We start from the raw sequence: 19,791 nt of genomic DNA on the forward strand, positions 1-19,791 counted from the left end.
AGGAGAAGTAGCGAATGCGCCAATACGACGCCAGCCGCCAGGTGCTGGTCACCGGCGGGGCCGGCTTCCTGGGCAGCCATCTTTGCGAGCGCCTGCTCGCCCAGGGCGACCAGGTCATCTGTGTCGACAACTTCTTCACCGGCGCGCGGCGCAACATCGAGCACCTGCTCGACCAGCCGCGCTTCGAACTGATCCGCCACGACGTCTCGCTGCCGCTGCAGCTGGAGGTCGACCAGATCTACAACCTCGCGTGCCCGGCGTCGCCCGTGCACTACCAGCACGATCCGGTGCAGACCGTCAAGACCAGCGTGCTGGGCGCGCTCAACGTGCTCGAGCTGGCCCGGCGCACCGGGGCGCGCGTGTTCCAGGCCTCCACCAGCGAGGTCTACGGCGACCCCGACGTCCACCCCCAGCCCGAGAGCTACTGGGGCCGCGTCAACCCGGTCGGCCTGCGCAGCTGCTACGACGAGGGCAAGCGCTGCGCCGAGACCCTGTTCATGGACTACCACCGGCAGTACGGCATCGACGTGCGGATCGGCCGCATCTTCAACACCTATGGCCCGCGCATGCACCCGAACGACGGCCGGGTGGTGTCCAACTTCATCGTGCAGGCCCTGCGCGGCGAGCCGATCACCATCTACGGCGCCGGCGGGCAGACCCGCAGCTTCTGCTTCGTCGACGACCTGGTCGACGCCTTCCTGCGCTACATGGCGCTGGAGAAGCCGGCGCCCGGGCCCATCAACCTGGGCAATCCGTGCGAGTTCACCATCCGCCAGCTGGCCGAGCTGGTGCTCGAGTTGACGGGCTCCGGTTCCGATCTGGTGTTCGAGCCGCTGCCGTCGGACGACCCGCAACAGCGCCGGCCCGACATCGGGCGGGCGCGCGAACAGCTCGGCTGGGAACCGACGGTGCAGCTGCGCGAGGGCCTGGCGCGCACCATCGAGTACTTCGAAGAGCTGCTCCAGGTGGCGCACTGAGAGACCCGGCGGTGGACCCCCTGCTGCCCGCGGAAGTCGGCGCGCTCTGGACGGCCGCCATGCGCCGGGGCGACTGGGAGGCCGCCTGGCGACAGACCGACCGGCTGGAAATCCCGCGCCGGCAGGCGCAATCGCAGCCCGGATTCGAGCGGCAGCCCTGGCACCTGTGCTGGGACGGATCGCCGTTCGAGGGCCGCTCGGTGCTGGTGCGCTGCGAGCACGGACTGGGCGACACGCTGCTGTTCCTGCGCTTCGTCGAAGGTCTGCACCGGCGCGCCCGCGAACTGCACCTGATGGTCCAGCCACCGCTCGTGCGCCTGCTGCAGCAGGCACCAGGGCTGGGCCAGGTGCACGATGGCTGGCGCGGCCCCGACTGGCCGGAACACGAGGTCGAGATCGAGGTGATGGAACTGGCCTATGCATCGCGCGTGACCGCGGGCACGGTGCCACCGCCGTATCCGCACCTGGCGACCCAGGCGCGCCGCCGATCCTCGCTGCAGCTGGGCGAACGCGACGGGCGGCGGCGCGTCGGCCTGTTCTGGGCCACCAGCGACTGGGACCCGAGCCGGTCGGTGCCGTGGCCGGCGCTGGCGCCGCTGCTGCAGGCTTCGAACGCCCGCTTCTTCGCCCTGCAGCAAGGCCTTTCGTCGGCGCAGCACTGCGCGCACGGGCCCGACCTGGAGCCACTGTGGCGCCGCACGGCCCGCATCGAGGATGCCGCGGCGGCGCTGCTGCAGCTCGACCTCGTCATCGGGATCGACAGCATGCTGGCGCACCTGGCCGCATCGATGGGCCGGCCGGCCTGGCTGCTGCTCAAGCACGAGTGCGACTGGCGCTGGATGGATGCCCGCGCCGACTCGCCCTGGTATCCGTCGGTGCGCCTGTTCCGCCAGCGCCGGCCGGGCGACTGGGCCGGCCTGGTCCGGGAAGTCGCCGCCGCCCTCGCCGCGCTGCCGGCTGCGACCGGGCCCGCGCGCCTTCGGGCCTGACACCGTGGCGGAACCGGCCGACGGCGGCGCGGCGCAGCGCCCGCAGCATCCGAGCCGCTACCGCGAGGCGCGCAGCGTGGCCGACATCACCCGCGCCAACGTGCAGGCCATGCGCAAGCTCGACGAGGCCGAGAACGCGCAGCACACCGTGTCGGACCGCTTTGCCAACCTGGTGGCACGGGCCTGCGGCCACATCGCATTCGCGATCGTCCATGCGATCGCCTTCGGCGGCTGGATGCTGTGGAACACCTTCGGCACGCCCCATCCGCCCGATCCCTATCCGTTCACGCTGCTGACGCTGTGGGCTTCGGCCGAGGGCATCTTCCTGATGTCCTTCGTCCTGATCAGCCAGAACTACCAGGCGCGCATCAGCGAGCGGCGCAACCAGCTGGACCTGCAGATCAACCTGCTGGCCGAGCAGGAGAACTCCCGGATGCTCGTGCTGCTGGAGGACATCGCACTGAAGACCGGCGCGCTGACCGAGGGCGACGCGGAGATCGGTGCGCTGGTGCAGGCCGCCGAACCCGAACAGGTGGTGCGGCAGATCGACGAGGCCTACGACGACGGCAAGAAAGGGGGCTGAGGGCGCCTCGCCGCCGCTCAGAGATTCGTCTGCTGCGGCGGTATGACGCCCGGGTCCGGAAGCCCGCCGGCGCCGGCCCCGGAGCTCGCCTGCGGCGGTGCCACCGATCCCAGCGCGTAGCTGGTCATGGTGATGCCGCCCTTGGTGCCGCCCTCGGCAAAGGCTGTCACCCGCTCGCCGGTGGCGTGCGCCATGCCCGCCAGGTACAGCAGCGGGATGAAGTGCTCGGGCGAGGGCACCGACAGCGCGTAGTCCGGATGCGCGTGCACGGCCAGCAGTTGCCGTGGATCGCTGGTCATGATGCGACGCACCTCGGCGTCGAATCGCTCGCCCCAGTCCCAGGCGCGATCCTGCAGGCCCCAGTCGATGCGGCGCAGGTTGTGCACCACGTTTCCGCTGCCGAGCACGAAGACACCGCGCTCGCGCAAGGGCGCCAGGCGCGCCCCGAGATCGAAGTGGTACTGCGGCGATTCGCCGCTGTGGATGGACAGCTGCAGCACCGGCACGCTCGCGTCGGGGAACAGGTGGGCCAGCACCGACCAGGTGCCGTGGTCCAGGCCCCAGCTGTCCTCGTCCAGCCCGACGAAGGCCGGCTGCACCACGTCGGCGATCTCTCCGGCCACTTCGGGTGAACCGGGCGCAGGGTAGTCGAACTCGAACAGCTCGCGCGGGAAGCCGAAGAAATCGTGGATCACGCGCGGCCGCTCCATGGCGGTGACGGCGCTGCCGTGGATGAACCAGTGGGCCGAGATGCACAGGATGGCGCGCGGCCGCGGCAGGCTGCGGCCCAGCTCGCGCCAGGCGCTGGTGAAGCGATTGGTCTCCAGCGTGTTCATCGGGCTGCCATGGCCGATGAAGGCGGCGGGCATGCGGGTCTGGGTCATAGGGGTGCGGGTCGCGAAACTCTGTGGCGAGCAGGATAGTGCACCCATCCTGTCATCCTGGCATCCCCATCGGTGTCATGCCTGCGCTGCACCGCATCGCGGCGCCGCACTCGGGCGGGCTGACCCATCCGTGTCATCGCGGGTCCCATTCCCGTCGAGGGCTCCCCTCCGTGTCATTGCGGGCTCCCATCCGTGTCATTGCGGGCTTGACCCGCAATCCATCACCTGTCCCACGAACACGTGCTTGCCTGTACCGGCGCGGGGAGCTGGATCCCGGCTTTCGCCGGGATGACACCGCAGGGGCGAGGGCGCCACTCCTGCGGGGAGGGTCGCATCGGCGTGTGTTCAGTCCGTCCCATTGACCAGCCGTACCTGCTGCCAGCCCTCCCCGGCTTCGAGGATGCTGATCGACGCGGGCGCCAGCTCGAAGCGTTCCAGGTCGTCCAGCGACATCCGCAGCGCGGTGGCGAGCACCGCCTTGATCACGTCGCCATGCGAGGCGATCAGCACGGCGCCGGCCGGGTAGCGCTCGCGCAGCTGCTCCAGGCCTTGCACGGCGCGGCGCCGCACCTGCGGCAGCGTCTCGCCCCCCGGCGGCTGGGCCTGGCTGCGCCGCTCGCACCACTGTCGCCAGCGGTCGGCATCGCGTCGCTGCAGCACATCGAAGCCCAGGCCCGTCCACTGGCCGAACTCGATCTCGTCGAAGGCCTCCAGGATGCGGATCGGCAGCCGCCGCCGGCCGGCCAGCGGCGCCGCGGTTTCCCGCGCCCGCGGCTGCGGGCTGCTGTAGATGGCGGCAATGTCGCGCCCCTCCAGCCGTCGCACCAGCTGCTCGGCCTGCAGCCAGCCGCGTGCATTGAGCGAGACGCCCGGCAGCCGGCCGGCTAGGCCGCGGTCGAGCCAGTCGTGCGCGCCGTGCCGCACGAGCAGGAAGGTGGTCACGCCACCGCCACCCCGTCGCCGGCCGCCGCACCGGCCCCAGCCCCCTGCGCCGGTGCATAGCGGCGCACCATGCGCGCGCAGAACTCGGCGAATTCCTGCGGAACCTGCGGCGCGCTCGTGTGGTGCGGCTGGAGGCCCCGGTGCTCCGGCGTGAAGCAGAACGTGATCGTCACGTCGAAGCCGTCGAGCGCCGCCATCTGCCGGTCGAACCAGGCATCGGCACCGGTCCGGAAGCTGTCGGCCCAGGACAGCCCGGTGCGCAGCTTCTTCACGCCCAGCCGCCGCAGCCAGCGCACGGCGTCGTCCAGCCGGTGGTCGTCGAAGTGGAACCACTGGCAGATGCCCAGCTCGGGCGTGTAGTCGGCAAAGCGCGCGCAGGCCAGCTTGGGCGAGCCGTCCTCGCGCAGCAGGCCCATGTGGAAGTGCCGGTAATAGCTGGAACCTTCGGCCTCGCGGTGCCGCGTGGTGGCCGGCCAGGCCGCCGGCAGGTCGTACAGCGAGTACCAGTGGATCCGCGGCGCGCGGCCGACCAGCAGTTCCGCGGTGCGCTTGAGACCCCACTCCTGCACTTCCTCGGCGCCGAAAGTGGACACGCCCACTTCGGTCACCCAGACCGGCAGCGGCGTCACCGCCTGGATCGAGGCCAGCTGGGCGGGCCACTCGTCGATCTGCCAGTGGTTCCAGTCGAGCGGGAAGCCATGCACGGCCAGCGCTTGCATGTCGCCCAGCGCGCCGGCGTCGCGCAGCCTCTGCACGAACAGCGGGTCGATCGGCGAGATGCCGCCGAGCACCCGCGTGAGGGCGGGGCTTTCGGCCTTCACGGCCGCGGCGGCCAGTTGCGCCATCTCCGCGAAGCGGGACCAGTCGGGATCCAGTTCCAGGTCCCAGTGCGACTTGTTGTTCGGTTCGTTCCAGAACTTGACGGCTTCGATCATGACTCGCGCAGGGCTTTGGGGGCGGGGGCCGTCCGGGCGCTGCGCCGGCGCTGGCGCAGCGGCGCGTCGCCGCGGATGAAGGCCTGGACCAGCTCGCGCGCCTCGTCGTCGCTGAACTGCAGCGGCGGCGACTTCATGAAGTAGGCGGCGGGGCCGTTGAGCGCCCCGCCGATGCCGCGATCGAGCGCGATCTTGGCGCAGCGGACGGCATCGATCACGACGCCGGCCGAATTGGGCGAGTCCCAGACCTCGAGCTTGACCTCGCACTGCATGGGCACGTTGCCGAAACCGGTGCCTTCCATGCGGATGTGGCAGAACTTGCGATCGGCCAGCCAGGGCACGTAGTCGCTCGGGCCGACGTGCACGTCATTGGCCTGCATCGGGTGGCCGAGCTGGCTGGTCACGGCCTGGGTCTTCGAGATCTTCTTGGACGCGAGGCGCTCGCGCTCGAGCATGTTGAGGAAATCGGTGTTGCCGCCGAAGTTCAGCTGGTAGGTGTGGTCCAGCCGGACGCCGCGCTTCCTGAACAGGTCGGTGAGGATGCGGTGCACGATGGTGGCGCCCACCTGCGACTTGATGTCGTCGCCGATGATGGGCAGCCGCCGCTGCGCGAAGCGCTTGTTCCAGTACGGCGCCGAGGCGATGAACACCGGGATGCAGTTGACGAAGGCACAGCCGGCCTCCAGCACCTGCTCGACGTACCACTTGGTGGCCATCTCGGAGCCCACCGGCAGGTACGACACCACCACGTCGGTCTTCGTCGCCTTGAGGATGCCCACGATGTCGTCGGTGCTGGCGCTGGACTTGGGCACCACGTCCTTGAGGTAGGCGCCCAGGCCGTCGTGCGTCATGCCGCGGTGCACCTTCACGCCCAGGGGCGGCACCTCGGCGAAGCGGATGGTGTTGTTGGGGGCCGCGTGGATCGCCTCGGCCAGGTCCAGGCCGACCTTGTGCGCGCTGACGTCGAATGCCGCGCTGAACTCGATGTCCCGCGGCCGGTAACCGCCGAGATCCACGTGCATCAGCCCCGGTACGAAGTCATCGACTGTTGCATCTGAATAGAAATGCACGCCCTGCACCAGCGCTGAGGCACAGTTTCCGACGCCGATGATCGCGACCCGAATCGAGGACATGCATCACTCCTGCAAAAGCCAGCAACGCATGCTACTTGCGCATTCAGCTCCTCGTTGCAGTTTTCCTGCCCATCCATGCAAATATTTCCATGGAAGCGTTGGCGCCCCGCCCACGGGCACAGCCGAAACACATAACATCGGTTTCCTCCTAAAAACGAAATCGAATGGAAACCATGCGACAGGTCCTGATCACGGGAGGCGCCGGATTCATCGGATCCCATCTTGCAGACGAGCTGCTGCGGCACGGCTACACGGTGCGGGTGCTGGACACCCTGGTCGAACAGGTGCATGGGCACGAGCGGCGGCCACCGCCCTACCTCGATGCGCAGGTCGACCTGCACGTCGGCGATATCTGCGACGAGGAAGCGGTCGCGCGTGCCCTGGAGGGCGTCGACGCGGTCTTCCACCTCGCCGCCGCCGTGGGCGTCGGGCAGAGCATGTACGAGATCGCCCACTACACCCGCACCAACAACCTGGGCACCGCCGTGCTGCTGGAAGCCCTGGTGGCCCGGCCGGTGCAGCGGCTGGTGGTCGCGTCCAGCATGAGCCTGTATGGCGAGGGGCTGTACCGCAACGGGGCCGGGCAGCGGGTGGAAGCCGGTGAACGCTCGCTCGAGCAATTGAAGCGCGGCGACTGGGAGCTGCATGGCACCGATGGCGGCGTTTTGCAGCCGGTGCCCACGCCGGAAAGCAAGGCGCCGGCCCTCGCATCCATCTACGCACTGTCGAAGTACGACCAGGAACGCATGTGCCTGATGACCGGCCGTGCATACAATTTCGATACCGTTGCTCTGCGGTTCTTCAACGCTTACGGACCGAGGCAATCGCTTTCGAATCCCTATACGGGCGTGCTGGCGATCTTTGCCTCGCGGCTGCTGAACGACCGGCCTCCGAAGATCTTCGAGGACGGCCTGCAGCAGCGCGACTTCGTCAGCGTGTACGACGTGGCCCGGGCGTGTCGCCTGGCGCTGGAGTCGCCGCAGGCCGCCGGCCAGGTGTTCAACGTCGGCAGTGGCGAGCCGCAGACCGTGCGATCGATCGCCGCGCGCCTGGCCCGGGTGATGGGCAAGCAAGATATAGAACCCGAGATCGTCGGCAAGTACCGGGTCGGCGACATCCGGCACTGCTTTTCCGATATTTCCAGGGCCCGGCAGGTGCTGGGCTACGAACCGCGGGTCACGCTCGACGAGGGAATGGCCGAGCTGTCGGCCTGGCTGGCCGGGCAGGCGGCTGTGGACAAGGTGGCACAGGCGAGCGCCGAGCTCAGCGCCCGGGGGCTGACCGTATGAGCGGACCGCTGACCCTGGTCACCGGCGGGGCCGGCTTCATCGGATCCAACCTCGCCCACCAGCTCCTTTCGATGGGCCGCAAGGTCCGCATCCTGGACAACCTGTCGCGCCCCGGGGTCGAGCAGAACCTGGAGTGGCTGCGCGAGCAGCACGGCAGCGCGCTGGAGGTCGTGGTCGGCGACGTTCGCGACGAAGTGGCCGTGCAACAGGCGGTGGCCGGCACGGCGCAGGTCTTCCATTTCGCCGCCCAGGTGGCGGTGACCACCAGCCTGGTCGACCCGCGCACCGATTTCGCGACCAACGCGCAGGGCACGCTGAACGTGCTGGAAGCGGTGCGCGCGCGGCCCGCGCCGCCCTTCTTCCTGATGACGTCCACCAACAAGGTGTACGGCGACCTGGCCGACCTGGCCCTGCAGCCGGTCGGCCCGCACTACCAGCCGCTGGACCTGTCGATCCAGGCGCGCGGCGTAGCCGAGAGCCGCCCGCTGGATTTCCACAGCCCCTATGGCTGCTCCAAGGGCGCGGCCGACCAGTACGCGCTCGACTACGCGCGCAGCTACGGACTGTGCACGGTCGTGTTCCGCATGAGCTGCATCTACGGGCCGCGGCAGTTCGGCACGGAGGACCAGGGCTGGGTCGCGCATTTCCTGCTGCGGGCGCTGCAGGGCGAGCCGATCACCATCTACGGCGACGGGCGCCAGGTGCGCGACATCCTGTTCGTCGAGGACCTGGTCCATGCCTTCCTGCTGGCCGAGCAGAACGGCCGGGCGCTGGCCGGCCGCGCCTTCAACATCGGCGGCGGGCCGCGCAACGCGATCAGCCTGCTGGACCTGCTGGAGCGCATCGAGGCGCTGGAAGGCTGTCCTGCGGCCGTGTCGTTCGCCGATTGGCGCACCGGCGACCAGCGCTACTACGTCAGCGACACCCGCGCCTACGAGCAAGCCACCGGCTGGCGGCCCCGGGTGTCCGCGCGCGCCGGCATCGCCCGCCTGCACACCTGGCTGAATGCCCACCGGCGCCCACCCGCCCCGCAACCGCCCCGCCTGCGGGCCGCGGCGGCCCATTGACGGGGGCCGGCGATGCAGGCCTGCGTGATCCGGGAGCCGCTGCAAGCCGTGCTGCAGGATGCGCCGCGGCCGGAGCCGGGGCCCGGGCAGGTGTTGTTGCGCCTCGAGGGCTCGGGCGTGTGTGCGTCCAGCCTGCCCCTGTGGGAGGGGCGCAGCTGGTTCCAGTATCCGCAGGCGCCGGGCGCCCCGGGCCACGAAGGCTGGGGGCGCATCGCGGCGCTCGGGCCGGGGGTCGACGGACTGGCGATCGGCGACCGGGTCGCGGCGCTGAGCTATGGCGCGCACGCCGAGTACGACCTGGCCCAGGCCGATGCGGTCGTGCCGCTGCCGCCGGCCCTCGAGGGCCGGGCCGTGCCCGGCGAGCCGCTGGGCTGTGCGGTCAACATCTTCCGCCGCAGCGACATCCGCGCGGGACAGACGGTCGCCATCGTCGGCATCGGCTTCCTGGGTTGCCTGCTGACCCGGCTGGCGGTGCACGCCGGCGCGCGCGTCATCGCCATCTCGCGCCGGGGCTTCTCGCTCGACTTCGCGCGGCAATGCGGGGCGCAGCACGTGGTTTCGATGGACGACCACGGGCGGGTGATCGAGCGGATCAAGGCCCTCACCGACGGCCGCTGGTGCGAGCGCGTGATCGAAGCCACCGGGCTGGAGTGGCCGCTGCAGCTGGCCGGCGAGCTGGCGGCCGAGCGCGGCCGCCTGGTGATCGCCGGCTATCACCAGGACGGGCTGCGGCAGCTGAACGTGCAGCTGTGGAACTGGCGCGGGCTGGACGTCGTCAATGCGCACGAGCGCGACCCGCGGGTCTACGTCGAAGGCATGCGCGCCGCGGTTGGCCTGATGGCGCAGGGCGTGCTCGACCCGGAGCCGCTGTACACGCACCGACTGCCGCTGGACCGGCTGGGCGAAGCCCTGGAACTCACGCGCACCCGGCCGGACGGCTTCATGAAGGCGCTGGTGGTGGCATGAGGCCTTGCAGCGCCCTGGTGGCTGGTTCCCTCACCCTCGGCGGGAAGGCCCCGGCTTGTCCCCACCCCCACCGGGGGAGGAAGGAAGACAGGGCTCGCCCGTGACCCCCCGCCTCGGTTTCCTCGGCCTCGGCTGGATCGGCCAGCACCGCCTCCAGGCGCTGCTGGACGAGCAGGCCTGCGAGGTCGTCGCCATTGCCGACCCCTCGCCCGACGTCCGCTCCCGCGCCCGCGAACGGGCGCCAGCCGCGGCCATCGTCGCTTCGCTCGACGAGCTGCTCGTCCACGACCTCGACGGGGTCGTGATCGCCACGCCCAGCGCGTTGCACGCCGGCCAGGCCCTGCAGGTGCTGGAGCGCCGCATCGCCGTGTTCTGCCAGAAGCCGCTGGCGCGCACCGGGGCGGAAACACGGGCCATCGTGGCCGCCGCGCGCAAGGCCGACCGGCTGCTCGGCTGCGACCTGTCCTACCGCCACACCGAAGCCATGCGGCGCATCCGAAATTGCGTGGTGGAGGGCGGGATCGGCGCGGTCTACGCGGCCGACCTCGTCTTCCACAACGCCTATGGCCCCAACAAGGGTTGGGCGCGCGACATGGCCTTGGCCGGCGGCGGCTGCGCCATCGACCTGGGCACGCACCTGGTGGACCTGGCGCTGTGGGTGCTGGGCTTTCCGGACGTGCGCCAGGTCGGCAGCCGGCTGTACGCGCACGGCCGGCCGCTGGCGCGCGGCGCGGCCGAATGCGAGGACTACGCCCTCGTCCAGCTCGACCTCGCCGGCGGCATCGTCGTGCGCCTGGCCTGCTCCTGGGACTTCCCCGCCGGGTGCGACGCCATCATCGAGGCGCACTTCCACGGCAGTGCCGGCAGCGCGTCCATGCGCAATCGCGGCGGCTCGTTCCACGACTTCGTCGCCGAGCACTGCCGGGGCGCGCACCGCACGCTGCTGGCCGAGCCGCCCGACGCCTGGGGCGGCCGTGCCATCGTCGACTGGGCCCGCCGCCTCGGCGCCGGCGCCCGCTACAGCCCCGCCATCGAATCGATCGCGCGGGTCGCCGGAGTGCTGGACGCGGTCTATGCGCGGTGAGTGCCGGCCTTCCATCCTGTTGACCGCGGACACCGTGGGCGGTGTCTGGACCTACGCCGTCGAGCTGGCCCGCGCGCTGGGACCGCTCGGCATCGCCGTCCACCTGGCCACCCTGGGCGGTCCGGTCCGGCCCCACCAGCGCCAGGCCGTCGAAGGACTGCCCCACGTCCGGCTGCACGAGAGCCGCTTCGCGCTGGAATGGATGCCCGATCCCTGGCGCGAAGTCGACGCGGCCGGCGACTGGCTGCTGGCGCTGGAGCGCAGCCTGCAGCCGCAGCTGGTGCACCTGAACCAGTTCGCCTTCGGCGCCCTTGCCTTTGCCGCGCCCGTGCTGCTGGTCGCGCACTCCTGCGTGCTGAGCTGGTGGCGCGCGGTGCACGGCAGCCGCGCGCCGGCCGAGTGGGACACCTATCGACGCCGTGTCGCCGCGGGCCTGCAGGGCGCCGGCCAGGTCGCCGCGCCGACCGCCGCCATGCTGGCCGCGCTGCGTGCCGAGCACGCCTTCGCCGGCGACGGCCTGGTGCTGCCCAATGGGCGCGACCCGGCCCTGTTCCGCGCCGCCGCCAAGCGGCCTTTCGTGTTCTCGGCAGGCCGCTTCTGGGACGAAGCCAAGAACCTCGCCGCCCTGCAGGCCGTGGCGCCACGGCTGCCCTGGCCGGTGTGCGTGGCCGGCTCGTGCGCCCCTCCGGGCGGCGGGCGCGAACGGCTGCCCTCGGGCGTGCAGGCACTGGGCGAACTCCCGGTGCGCGAAGTGGCGGCGCAGATGGCCTGCGCCTCGATCTATGCGCTGCCGGCACGCTACGAGCCCTTCGGACTGTCCGTGCTGGAGGCCGCGCTGAGCGGCTGCGCGCTGGTGCTGGGCGACATCGCCAGCCTGCGCGAGACCTGGGGCGATGCGGCCGTCTACGTGCCGCCCGACGACACGCACGCGCTGGAGCAGGCCCTGCAGGGGCTGATCGCGCGACCGGACCAGCGCAGCGCGCTGGCGGCCGCCGCGCGCCGGCGCGCACGGCAGTGGTCCCCTGCCGCCATGGCCGAGGCCTGGCTGCGCGCTGCGTCGCGGCTCGCGCCCGCGCTGGCCGGCCAGGCCGAGGAGCCGCAATGCGCGTGATCCTGTTCTGCCATTCGCTGGTCTCCGACTGGAACCACGGCAATGCCCACTTCCTGCGCGGCATCTGCAGCGAGCTGCTGGCGCGCGGCCACGAGGTCGGCGTCTACGAGCCGCGCGACGCCTGGAGCGTGACCCACCTGCTGGCCGGGCATGGCGAGCAGGCCCTGCGCGCCTTCGCCCGCGCCTACCCGCACCTGCGCAGCCACCGATACGACCGCGAAACTCTCGACCTGGACCCGGCGCTGGCCGGCGCCGACCTGGTGCTGGTGCACGAGTGGAACGAGCACGACCTGGTGCGCCGCATCGGCCTGCACCGCAAGGCCAACCCGCACTACCGCCTCCTGTTCCACGACACCCACCACCGCAGCGTGACGCAGCCGCAGGACATGGCGGCCTACGACCTGCGCCACTACGACGGCGTGCTGGCCTTCGGCTCGGTGATCCGCGACCTGTACCGGCGCCACGGCTGGTGCGAGCGCGCCTGGACCTGGCACGAGGCGGCCGACACGCACATGTTCCGGCCGCTGGCCCCCGGGCCTGGGCCGGGAACCGTTTCCCGGCCGCCCGGGACGGGCTCGCTGGTCTGGATCGGCAACTGGGGCGACGGCGAGCGCAGCGCGGAGTTGCAGGAGTTCCTGCTCGAGCCGGTGCGCGCGCTCGGCCTGAAGGCGCGCGTGCATGGCGTGCGCTACCCGGCCCACGCGCTGGAGAGCCTGCGCCAAGCCGGCATCGACTACGGCGGCTGGCTGCCCAACCACGAGGCGCCGCGCGTGTTCGCGCGCCACGATGTCACCGTGCACGTGCCGCGGCGGCCCTACGTGCAGGCACTGCCGGGCATCCCCACCATCCGCGTCTTCGAGGCGCTCGCCTGCGGCATTCCGCTGGTCTGCGCCCCCTGGGACGACTGCGAAGGCCTGTTCGAGCCGGGCGCCGACTTCCTGGTCGCGCGCGACGGTCGCGAGATGCGCGAACAGCTGCGTGCCGTGCTGGCCGACCCGGCGCTGGCGCGGTCGCTGGCCGACCACGGCCTTCGCACCATCGCTGCGCGGCACAGCTGCGCCCGGCGCGTGGACGAGCTGCTCGGGATCTACGCCGAACTGTCCCCGCCCCGCCAAGCTGCAAGGGAGGTCAATGCATGAGCAAGGGGATGCGCATCGCGTTCTTCGCATCCAGCCTGGTGTCCGCCTACTGGAACGGCGCCGCCACCTACTACCGCGGCATCGTGCGGGCCCTGCATGCGCGTGGGCACCGGGTCACCTTCTACGAGCCCGACGCGTTCGGCCGCCAGCAGCACCGCGACATGGCCGATCCCGCCTGGGCCGAAGTCGTGGTCTACCCGGCCGGCAGCGAAGCCGGCGTGCTGCGCACCGTGGAGGCTGCGCGCGGCGCCGACCTGGTCGTCAAGGCGAGCGGCGTCGGCGTGCACGACGAACTGCTGGAGCGCGCCGTGCTGGGCCTGCAGGGGCCGTCCACCACGGTGGTGTACTGGGACGTGGACGCCCCCGCCACGCTGGACCGGATGCAGGCCGATCCCGCCGATGCGCTGCGCCTGCTGGTGCCGCGCTACGACCTGGTCCTCACCTACGGCGGCGGCGAGCCGGTGCGCCAGGCCTACCGGGCCCTGGGCGCGCGCGACTGCATCCCGATCTACAACGCGCTCGACCCCTCCACCCACTTCCCGGTCGAGGCCGATCCCCGTTTCGAGGGCGACCTGGCCTTCCTGGGCAACCGGCTGCCCGATCGCGAGGCGCGCGTCGAGGCTTTCTTCCTGCACGCCGCAGCCGCGCTGCCGCAGCGCCGCTTCCTGCTGGGCGGCAGCGGCTGGCAGGACAAGCCCCTGCCGCCCAACGTGCGCCACGTGGGGCACGTCTACACGGCCGCCCACAACGCGTTCAACTGCACGCCGCTGGCGGTGCTGAACGTCAGCCGCGAGAGCATGGCGCGCTATGGCTTCTCGCCGGCCACGCGGGTGTTCGAGGCCGCCGGCGCTGCCGCCTGCCTGGTCACCGATGCGTGGCCGGGGCTGGAGCAGTTCTTCGAGCCGGGCAGCGAGGTGCTGGTGGCGCGCGATGGCGACGAGGTCGCGCAGCAGCTCCAGGGGCTGGATCCGCAGCGCGCCCGGGCGATCGGCCGGGCCGCGTACCGCCGCGTGCTGGCCGATCACACCTACGACCACCGCGCTGCGCAGTTCGATGCGGTGCTCGAGGGCCGCTCCCGGGCCCGGGAGGTGGCGGCATGACGCGCAAGCTGTCCATCGTCATCCTCGGCCTGTCCATCACCTCCTCCTGGGGCAATGGCCACGCGACCACCTACCGCGCACTGGTGCGCGAGCTGGTCGCAGCGGGCCACGAGGTGCTGTTCCTGGAGCGCGACCAGCCCTGGTATGCGGCCAACCGCGACCTGCCGCAGCCGCCCTGGGGCCGCACCGCGCTGTACGGCAGCCTCGACGAACTGCATGACCGCTTCGCCGAGGACGTCCGCACGGCCGACCTGGCGATCGTCGGCTCCTTCGTCCCGCAGGGCGCGCAGGCGGGCGACTGGGTGCAGGCCGAGGCCGGCGGCATCCGGGCCTTCTACGACATCGACACGCCGGTCACGCTGGCGCGGCTGGCGCGCGGCGAGCACGACTCCCTGCGGCCCGACCAGGTCGCCGGCTACGACCTGTACCTGTCCTTCACCGGTGGCCCCACGCTGCAGCGGCTGGAGCGCGAGTTCGGTTCGCCGCGCGCGCGGGTGCTGTACTGCTCGGTGGACCCGCAGCTGTACCACCCCGAGCCGCAACCGCCCGCCTGGGACCTGGGCTACATGGGCACCTGGAGCGAAGACCGCCAGCCCGGCGTCGAGCGCCTGCTGCTGCAGCCCGCGCGCGCCTGGGCCGCAGGCCGCTTCATCGTCGCCGGCCCGCAATATCCCGGCGACATGGCCTGGCCGGCCAACGTCGAGTACCGGCCGCACCTGCCGCCGGCCGAACACCGCGCCTTCTACAACCGCCAGCGCTTCACGCTCAACCTCACGCGGGCCGACATGCGGCAGGCCGGCTGGTCGCCCAGCGTGCGCCTGTTCGAGGCGGCCGCCTGCGGCACCCCGATCGTCAGCGACCGCTGGGCCGGCATCGAGACCCTGTTCGTGCCCGGCCGCGAGATCGTGCTGGCCGAGGAGCCTGCGCAGGTGCTGGCCGTGCTGCGCGACATGGGCGAGGACGAGCGCCAGGCCATGGCCGGGCGCGCCCGCCGCCGCATCCTCGACGGCCACACGGCCGCGCACCGCGCGCGCGAGCTGGTGGCCCACGCGCTGGACCTGGACCTGGAGGCTGCGCCATGAACGTCACCGTGTTCGGCGCCGGCTATGTCGGCCTGGTGAGCGGCGCCTGCCTGGCCGACGGCGGCAACAGCGTGATCTGCCTGGATACGGACCCACGCCGCATCGACCTGCTCGAAGCCGGCCAGATGCCGATCTACGAGCCGGGCCTGCAGGAGGTGATCGCCCGCAACCGCGCCGCCGGGCGGCTGCGCTTCACCAGCGACAGCCCCTCGGCCGTCGCCCATGGCGAGGTCATCTTCATCACCGTGGGCACGCCCCAGGCCGAGGACGGCAGCGCCGACCTGAGCCAGGTGCTGTCGGCGGCCGACAGCATCGGCCGCTGGATGCAGGGCTTCAAGCTGGTGGTGACCAAGTCCACCGTGCCGGTGGGCACGGGCGAGCGGATCCGCACCGCCATCGCCGACGCGCTGCAGGCGCGCAACCTGCCGCACGGCCCGCAGGCCTTCGCGGTCGCGTCCAACCCCGAATTCCTCAAGGAAGGCGCCGCGCTGGAGGACTTCATGCGGCCCGACCGCATCGTCATCGGCACCGAGCCGGGGCCCGACGGCGAACGCGCGCGCACGCTGCTGCAGCGCCTGTATGCCCCGTTCAACCGGGTGCAGGACCGCGTGCTGCTGATGGACCTGAAGGCGGCCGAGATGACGAAGTACGCGTCCAACGCCATGCTGGCCACGCGCATCAGCTTCATGAACGAGCTGGCCAACCTCGCGGCCGGCGCCGGCATCGACATCGAGCAGGTGCGCAAGGGCATGGGCGCCGACCCGCGCATCGGCTACGGCTTCCTGTACCCCGGTACCGGGTACGGCGGCAGCTGCTTCCCCAAGGACGTGCGGGCGCTGATCCGCACCGCCTCCGTGCACGGCAGCCACCTGCGGGTGCTGGAAGCGGTGGAGGCCGTCAACGAGGCGCAGAAGCACATCCTGGTGCAGAAGATCGCCGCCCGCTTCGGCAGCAACCTGCGCGGCCTGCTGTTCGGCCTGTGGGGGCTGGCGTTCAAGCCCAACACCGACGACATGCGCGAGGCGCCCAGCCGCATCGTGATCCGGGCGCTGCTGGAGAGCGGCGCCCTGGTGATGGCGCACGACCCGGTGGCCATGCGGCAGGCGAAGGCGGCGCTGGCGCACGACTTCGCCGGTCGAATCTCGCTGCTCGACCGGCTGCGCTACGCCGACACGCCCGTGGCCTGCACCGAAAACGCCGATGCGCTGGTGATCGCCACCGACTGGCAGGCCTTCAAGAGCCCGGATTTCGACGCGCTGAAGAAGGCCATGCGCCAGCCGGTGATCTTCGATGGCCGCAACCTGTACGACCCGGCCATCCGCCAGCTCGGGTTCGAGTACCACGCCATCGGACGATGACCCGCCACCTGCAGGGCGAAGCCGACGCCGAAGCGATCCGGCGGCAGGCGCAGGCACTGGGCCCCTGGTTCCACAACCTGCACCTGCCCGGCGGGGTGCAGACCGTGCCCGACCACTTCCTGGGCGGCGACTTTCCCGGCTTCAAGTGGCAGCAGGTCGCGCCCCACGTGCCGGCCGACCTGTCGGGCTGGCGGGTCCTGGACGTGGGCTGCAACGCCGGCTTCTACAGCTTCGAGCTGGCGCGCCGCGGCGCGGGCGTGCTGGCGCTGGACGTCGACGAGCACTACCTGAAGCAGGCGCGCTGGGCCGCCCGGGTGCAAGGCCTGGCCGACCGCGTGCAGTTCCGCCGCATGGGCGTGTACGAACTGGCGGCGCTGGGCGAGGCCTTCGACCTGGTCTGGTTCATGGGGGTCTTCTACCACCTGCGCTACCCGCTGCTGGCGCTGGACCTGCTGGCGCAGCGCACCCGGCGGCTGATGATGTTCCAGACACTCAGCATGCCCGGCGAGAGCGTGTATGCGGACACGCGCGACCACCCGATCGACGAGCGCGAGCCGCTGCTGGACCCCGGCTGGCCGAAGATGGCCTTCATCGAGCACCGCTTCGCCGGCGACCCGACCAACTGGTGGGTCCCCAACCGCGCCGGCATCGAAGCCATGCTGCGCTCCAGCGGCCTGCGCGTGCTGGGCCGGCCCGACCGGGAGATCTACCTGTGCGAGCCCGACCCGGACAGCCGCGCGCGGGAGCGGATCGCGGCGAGCGGATTCGACGCGGCGCTGCGGGCGGTGAATGGCCGGCGCGACTGAGTCCTGGCCCCGGGCCGCCTGCCTGGCCGAGTGGCAGCTGCCGGACCGCGACCAGGTGGACACGGTGCGCTCGGCGCTGTCGCGTGCGCGCCGCTGCACGGTGTTCGTCGACTGGGCCCGGCAGGCGCCTTCACCCGCGCATCCGCTCGATTGGGAGAGCCGCGCCCGGATCGTGGGCGAGTCGCTGGCCGAAGCAGAGCGCGCACGGACCTCTTTCGTGCCGCTGCGCCAGTGCTACGACCCCGTGCGCACCCTGCAGGCCGTGGCGCGAGGCTTGCGCACGGAAGGCGCCGGCGCGGACGAACCGGTGCTGGTGCTGCTGCCCCGGTCCCTGGAGCCGGCGCAAGAGGATGCCGCGCCGCGCTGGCAGCTCGAATGGCACGACGGCGATGCGCGCGCCGCCAGCCGGCTCGACCGGCTGTACGCAGCGGACGACCCGGCGGCGGTGCTGCAGCACTTGCAGCCGGACCTCGCGCCGGCCGCCGCCGCGCTCGCCCGGGAATGGCTTGCCGGCGCGGACTTCGGCCGGTTGCGCGAGGAATGGCGGGTCATCGCGGGCGAGAAGAAGGCCTGGTCCGTGGCGCCCTACCCGGTGGTGCTGGTGACCGTCGATGCGGTCGTGCAGGCCGGCGGCCAGGTGCTGCTGGTGCAGCGCGGGCGCGCGCCGGGCCGCGGCCTGTGGGCGCTGCCCGGCGGGTTCCTGGATCCGGGCGAGACGGTGCTGCAGGCGGCGCTGCGCGAGCTGGCCGAGGAAACCGGCTGGCCGCTCGGCGCGCGCGAGATGCGCCAGGCGCTGCGCGGCGTGCAGGTGTTCGACCACCCGCGGCGCAGCCAGCGCGGCCGCATCGTGACGCATGCGCACCACTTCGACCTCGGACCCGGGCCGCCACCGGCGGTGCGGGGCGGGGACGACGCCGCTGCCGCGCGCTGGGTGCCGCTCGCGGACCTGCCGGCCCTGGAAGCCCGGCTGCACGACGACCACTTCCACATCCTGGACCGGTTCCTCGGCGTGGCCGGCGGCGCCTGAGCGCCGCCGCCTCCTCCTCAACCTCGCAGGCCGCCGATGCCGGCCAACGGAGCCGGCGCCGTCGTCGGCGGCGGCGGCGCGGGAGTCGGTGTCGGGCTGGGCGCGGGTGTGGGCGTCGGGCTTGGTGCGGGAGTCGGGCTCGGCGCGGGGGTCGGAGCAGGTGTCGGCGCCGCGGTCGGGGCAGGCGTCGGCGCCGGAGTGGGCGCTGCCGTCGGGGCTGGAGTCGGTGCCGGTGTCGGCGCTGCCGTCGGTGCCGGGGTGGGTGCCGGTGTCGGCGCTGCCGTCGGTGCCGGGGTGGGTGCCGGTGTCGGCGCCGGAGTCGGGGCGGGCGTCGGAGCTGGCGTGGGGGCCGGTGTCGGGGCCGGGGTGGGAGCGGCGGTGGGCGCTGGCGTCGGCGCCGGGGTAGGCGCCGCAGTCGGGCCCGGCGCAGGCGTCGGTGCCGGTGCGGCGGCCTGCCGGGTGCCGCTCATCACGAGGCCGTTCGCGCCATCGGCGCGCAGCGCCGTGCCGACGAGCTGGGCCGGGGTGCCGGTCGTGTCGACATAGGCGACCCCGCTCGCACTGGCGCCGTCGCCGAGCGCGCAACTGGCACCGCTGAAGCTGGCGCTGAGGTTGAACACGTTCTTGCCGGAGCCGCGGGGCACCAGCTGGCCGCTGATCGCGCAGCCCTGGTCCTGCCCGCTCACCCCGCCCGAGGCATCGACGAGCAGCGCCGGAAAGCTGAAATCGGCGAACAGCGTGCGCCCTTCCACCCGCCAGCTGCCGACCACGTCCGCCTGCAAGGCCGCGCGGTCGTAATCCGGCACGTACGACAGCGTCAGCGTGGCGCCGTTGCCGAGCAGGCCGGTCATGCTGGACCGGGGCACCAGGGTGCCGGTGGCGGTGCCCGGCTCGCGCACGGTCGCATCGGCATTGAAGTCGACGAATTCGGAGCTGAACCGGTCGCCCGAGCCGATGGTCGCGCCCTGCAGCAGGCCGCGCACCGATCCGTCGGCACGGTAGAAGCCCCAGGTCTGGCCGTTCTCCAGCACCAGCAGCGAGATCGTGAGGCCGTTGCCCGTGCTGCCGCTCCACAGGCCCTCGGCCGCCTGGCCGAAGCCGGCCGCCGGCGCGTCGCCGCCGCCCCCACCGCCGCCGCAGCCACCCAGCAGCAGGCTGGCCAAAGGTGGAACCAGCGCAATCGACAGCCTGATGCGCAGCATGCAACTTCTCCCTGGGTGTCTCCCCTGGCACAGCAGGGGGCTCCCCACTTCAGCGCAAATGCGTGCGTGGCGCAACGGACAATCCGCCCAGGCCGGGCAGGACAAACCTCCCATGAC

The 19,791-nt window shown here is 71.9% G+C and carries 19 protein-coding genes; 14 read left to right on the top strand and 5 right to left on the bottom strand.

Going from position 1 to position 19,791, the window contains the following annotated elements:
• Nucleotides 1-14: 14 nt before the first annotated feature.
• The 3 genes from V6M57_RS01545 to V6M57_RS01555 are packed head-to-tail and all read left to right on the top strand — an operon-like array spanning nucleotide 15 to nucleotide 2,549.
• Nucleotides 15-977 (top strand): UDP-glucuronic acid decarboxylase family protein, encoded by a 963-nt coding sequence (locus tag V6M57_RS01545; RefSeq protein WP_332813219.1) that lies wholly within the window; start codon nucleotides 15-17, stop codon nucleotides 975-977.
• A gap of 11 nt (nucleotides 978-988) precedes the next feature.
• Nucleotides 989-1,966, top strand: coding sequence for a hypothetical protein (locus tag V6M57_RS01550; RefSeq protein ID WP_332813220.1), 978 nt, complete (start codon nucleotides 989-991; stop codon nucleotides 1,964-1,966).
• 4 nt (nucleotides 1,967-1,970) lie between these two features.
• Nucleotides 1,971-2,549, top strand: a complete 579-nt coding sequence (locus V6M57_RS01555; protein ID WP_332813221.1) for a DUF1003 domain-containing protein — start codon at nucleotides 1,971-1,973, stop codon at nucleotides 2,547-2,549.
• A gap of 17 nt (nucleotides 2,550-2,566) precedes the next feature.
• Here V6M57_RS01555 and ygiD read toward each other — a convergent pair whose 3' ends face one another.
• From ygiD to V6M57_RS01575, 4 genes are all read right to left on the bottom strand, one after another.
• Nucleotides 2,567-3,433: a 4,5-DOPA dioxygenase extradiol gene (gene ygiD / locus V6M57_RS01560; RefSeq protein ID WP_332813222.1), complete on the bottom strand. Its 867-nt coding sequence runs from the start codon at nucleotides 3,431-3,433 to the stop codon at nucleotides 2,567-2,569.
• A gap of 345 nt (nucleotides 3,434-3,778) precedes the next feature.
• Nucleotides 3,779-4,375, bottom strand: a complete 597-nt coding sequence (locus V6M57_RS01565; protein WP_332813223.1) for a histidine phosphatase family protein — start codon at nucleotides 4,373-4,375, stop codon at nucleotides 3,779-3,781.
• The gene (locus tag V6M57_RS01570; protein ID WP_332813224.1) at nucleotides 4,372-5,310 is read right to left on the bottom strand and encodes a beta-xylosidase; all 939 of its coding nucleotides are present in this window, start codon (nucleotides 5,308-5,310) and stop codon (nucleotides 4,372-4,374) included. Before V6M57_RS01570 ends, V6M57_RS01565 begins: the two co-directional genes overlap by 4 nt.
• Nucleotides 5,307-6,443, bottom strand: a complete 1,137-nt coding sequence (locus V6M57_RS01575) for an inositol-3-phosphate synthase (RefSeq protein ID WP_332813225.1) — start codon at nucleotides 6,441-6,443, stop codon at nucleotides 5,307-5,309. The genes V6M57_RS01570 and V6M57_RS01575 overlap by 4 nt, the downstream gene beginning before the upstream one ends.
• 164 nt (nucleotides 6,444-6,607) lie before the next feature.
• Between V6M57_RS01575 and V6M57_RS01580 the strand changes: the two genes are divergently transcribed.
• The 11 genes from V6M57_RS01580 to V6M57_RS01630 all read left to right on the top strand — a co-directional run bounded on the left by V6M57_RS01580 (nucleotide 6,608) and on the right by V6M57_RS01630 (nucleotide 18,472).
• Nucleotides 6,608-7,732, top strand: coding sequence for an NAD-dependent epimerase/dehydratase family protein (locus V6M57_RS01580; RefSeq protein ID WP_332813226.1), 1,125 nt, complete (start codon nucleotides 6,608-6,610; stop codon nucleotides 7,730-7,732).
• Nucleotides 7,729-8,799, top strand: a complete 1,071-nt coding sequence (locus V6M57_RS01585; RefSeq protein ID WP_332813227.1) for an SDR family NAD(P)-dependent oxidoreductase — start codon at nucleotides 7,729-7,731, stop codon at nucleotides 8,797-8,799. The genes V6M57_RS01580 and V6M57_RS01585 overlap by 4 nt, the downstream gene beginning before the upstream one ends.
• Before the next feature lie 12 nt (nucleotides 8,800-8,811).
• Nucleotides 8,812-9,765: an MDR/zinc-dependent alcohol dehydrogenase-like family protein gene (locus V6M57_RS01590; RefSeq protein ID WP_332813228.1), complete on the top strand. Its 954-nt coding sequence runs from the start codon at nucleotides 8,812-8,814 to the stop codon at nucleotides 9,763-9,765.
• Between the two features lie 100 nt (nucleotides 9,766-9,865).
• Nucleotides 9,866-10,849, top strand: coding sequence for a Gfo/Idh/MocA family protein (locus tag V6M57_RS01595; RefSeq protein ID WP_332813229.1), 984 nt, complete (start codon nucleotides 9,866-9,868; stop codon nucleotides 10,847-10,849).
• Nucleotides 10,850-10,868: 19 nt separating this feature from the next.
• Nucleotides 10,869-11,960 (top strand): glycosyltransferase family 4 protein, encoded by a 1,092-nt coding sequence (locus tag V6M57_RS01600; protein WP_332813230.1) that lies wholly within the window; start codon nucleotides 10,869-10,871, stop codon nucleotides 11,958-11,960.
• On the top strand, nucleotides 11,951-13,099 hold the full coding sequence (locus V6M57_RS01605) for a CgeB family protein (protein WP_332813231.1): 1,149 nt from the start codon (nucleotides 11,951-11,953) through the stop codon (nucleotides 13,097-13,099). Before V6M57_RS01600 ends, V6M57_RS01605 begins: the two co-directional genes overlap by 10 nt.
• Entirely contained in the window at nucleotides 13,096-14,199 is a 1,104-nt protein-coding gene (locus tag V6M57_RS01610) for a CgeB family protein (protein ID WP_332813232.1), read from the top strand. Before V6M57_RS01605 ends, V6M57_RS01610 begins: the two co-directional genes overlap by 4 nt.
• Nucleotides 14,196-15,281, top strand: a complete 1,086-nt coding sequence (locus tag V6M57_RS01615) for a CgeB family protein (protein WP_332813233.1) — start codon at nucleotides 14,196-14,198, stop codon at nucleotides 15,279-15,281. Before V6M57_RS01610 ends, V6M57_RS01615 begins: the two co-directional genes overlap by 4 nt.
• Nucleotides 15,278-16,639 (top strand): UDP-glucose dehydrogenase family protein, encoded by a 1,362-nt coding sequence (locus V6M57_RS01620; protein ID WP_332813234.1) that lies wholly within the window; start codon nucleotides 15,278-15,280, stop codon nucleotides 16,637-16,639. Before V6M57_RS01615 ends, V6M57_RS01620 begins: the two co-directional genes overlap by 4 nt.
• On the top strand, nucleotides 16,636-17,445 hold the full coding sequence (locus V6M57_RS01625) for a TIGR04290 family methyltransferase (protein WP_332813235.1): 810 nt from the start codon (nucleotides 16,636-16,638) through the stop codon (nucleotides 17,443-17,445). Before V6M57_RS01620 ends, V6M57_RS01625 begins: the two co-directional genes overlap by 4 nt.
• Nucleotides 17,429-18,472, top strand: a complete 1,044-nt coding sequence (locus V6M57_RS01630) for an NUDIX domain-containing protein (RefSeq protein WP_332813236.1) — start codon at nucleotides 17,429-17,431, stop codon at nucleotides 18,470-18,472. The genes V6M57_RS01625 and V6M57_RS01630 overlap by 17 nt, the downstream gene beginning before the upstream one ends.
• Before the next feature lie 17 nt (nucleotides 18,473-18,489).
• Here the strand turns inward: V6M57_RS01630 and V6M57_RS01635 are convergent, their stop codons facing one another.
• The gene (locus V6M57_RS01635) at nucleotides 18,490-19,674 is read right to left on the bottom strand and encodes a hypothetical protein (RefSeq protein WP_332813237.1); all 1,185 of its coding nucleotides are present in this window, start codon (nucleotides 19,672-19,674) and stop codon (nucleotides 18,490-18,492) included.
• Between the last annotated feature and the right edge of the window lie 117 nt (nucleotides 19,675-19,791).

It is taken from the genome of Ramlibacter sp. (genome assembly GCF_036676645.1).
GTDB lineage: Bacteria > Pseudomonadota > Gammaproteobacteria > Burkholderiales > Burkholderiaceae_C > Ramlibacter.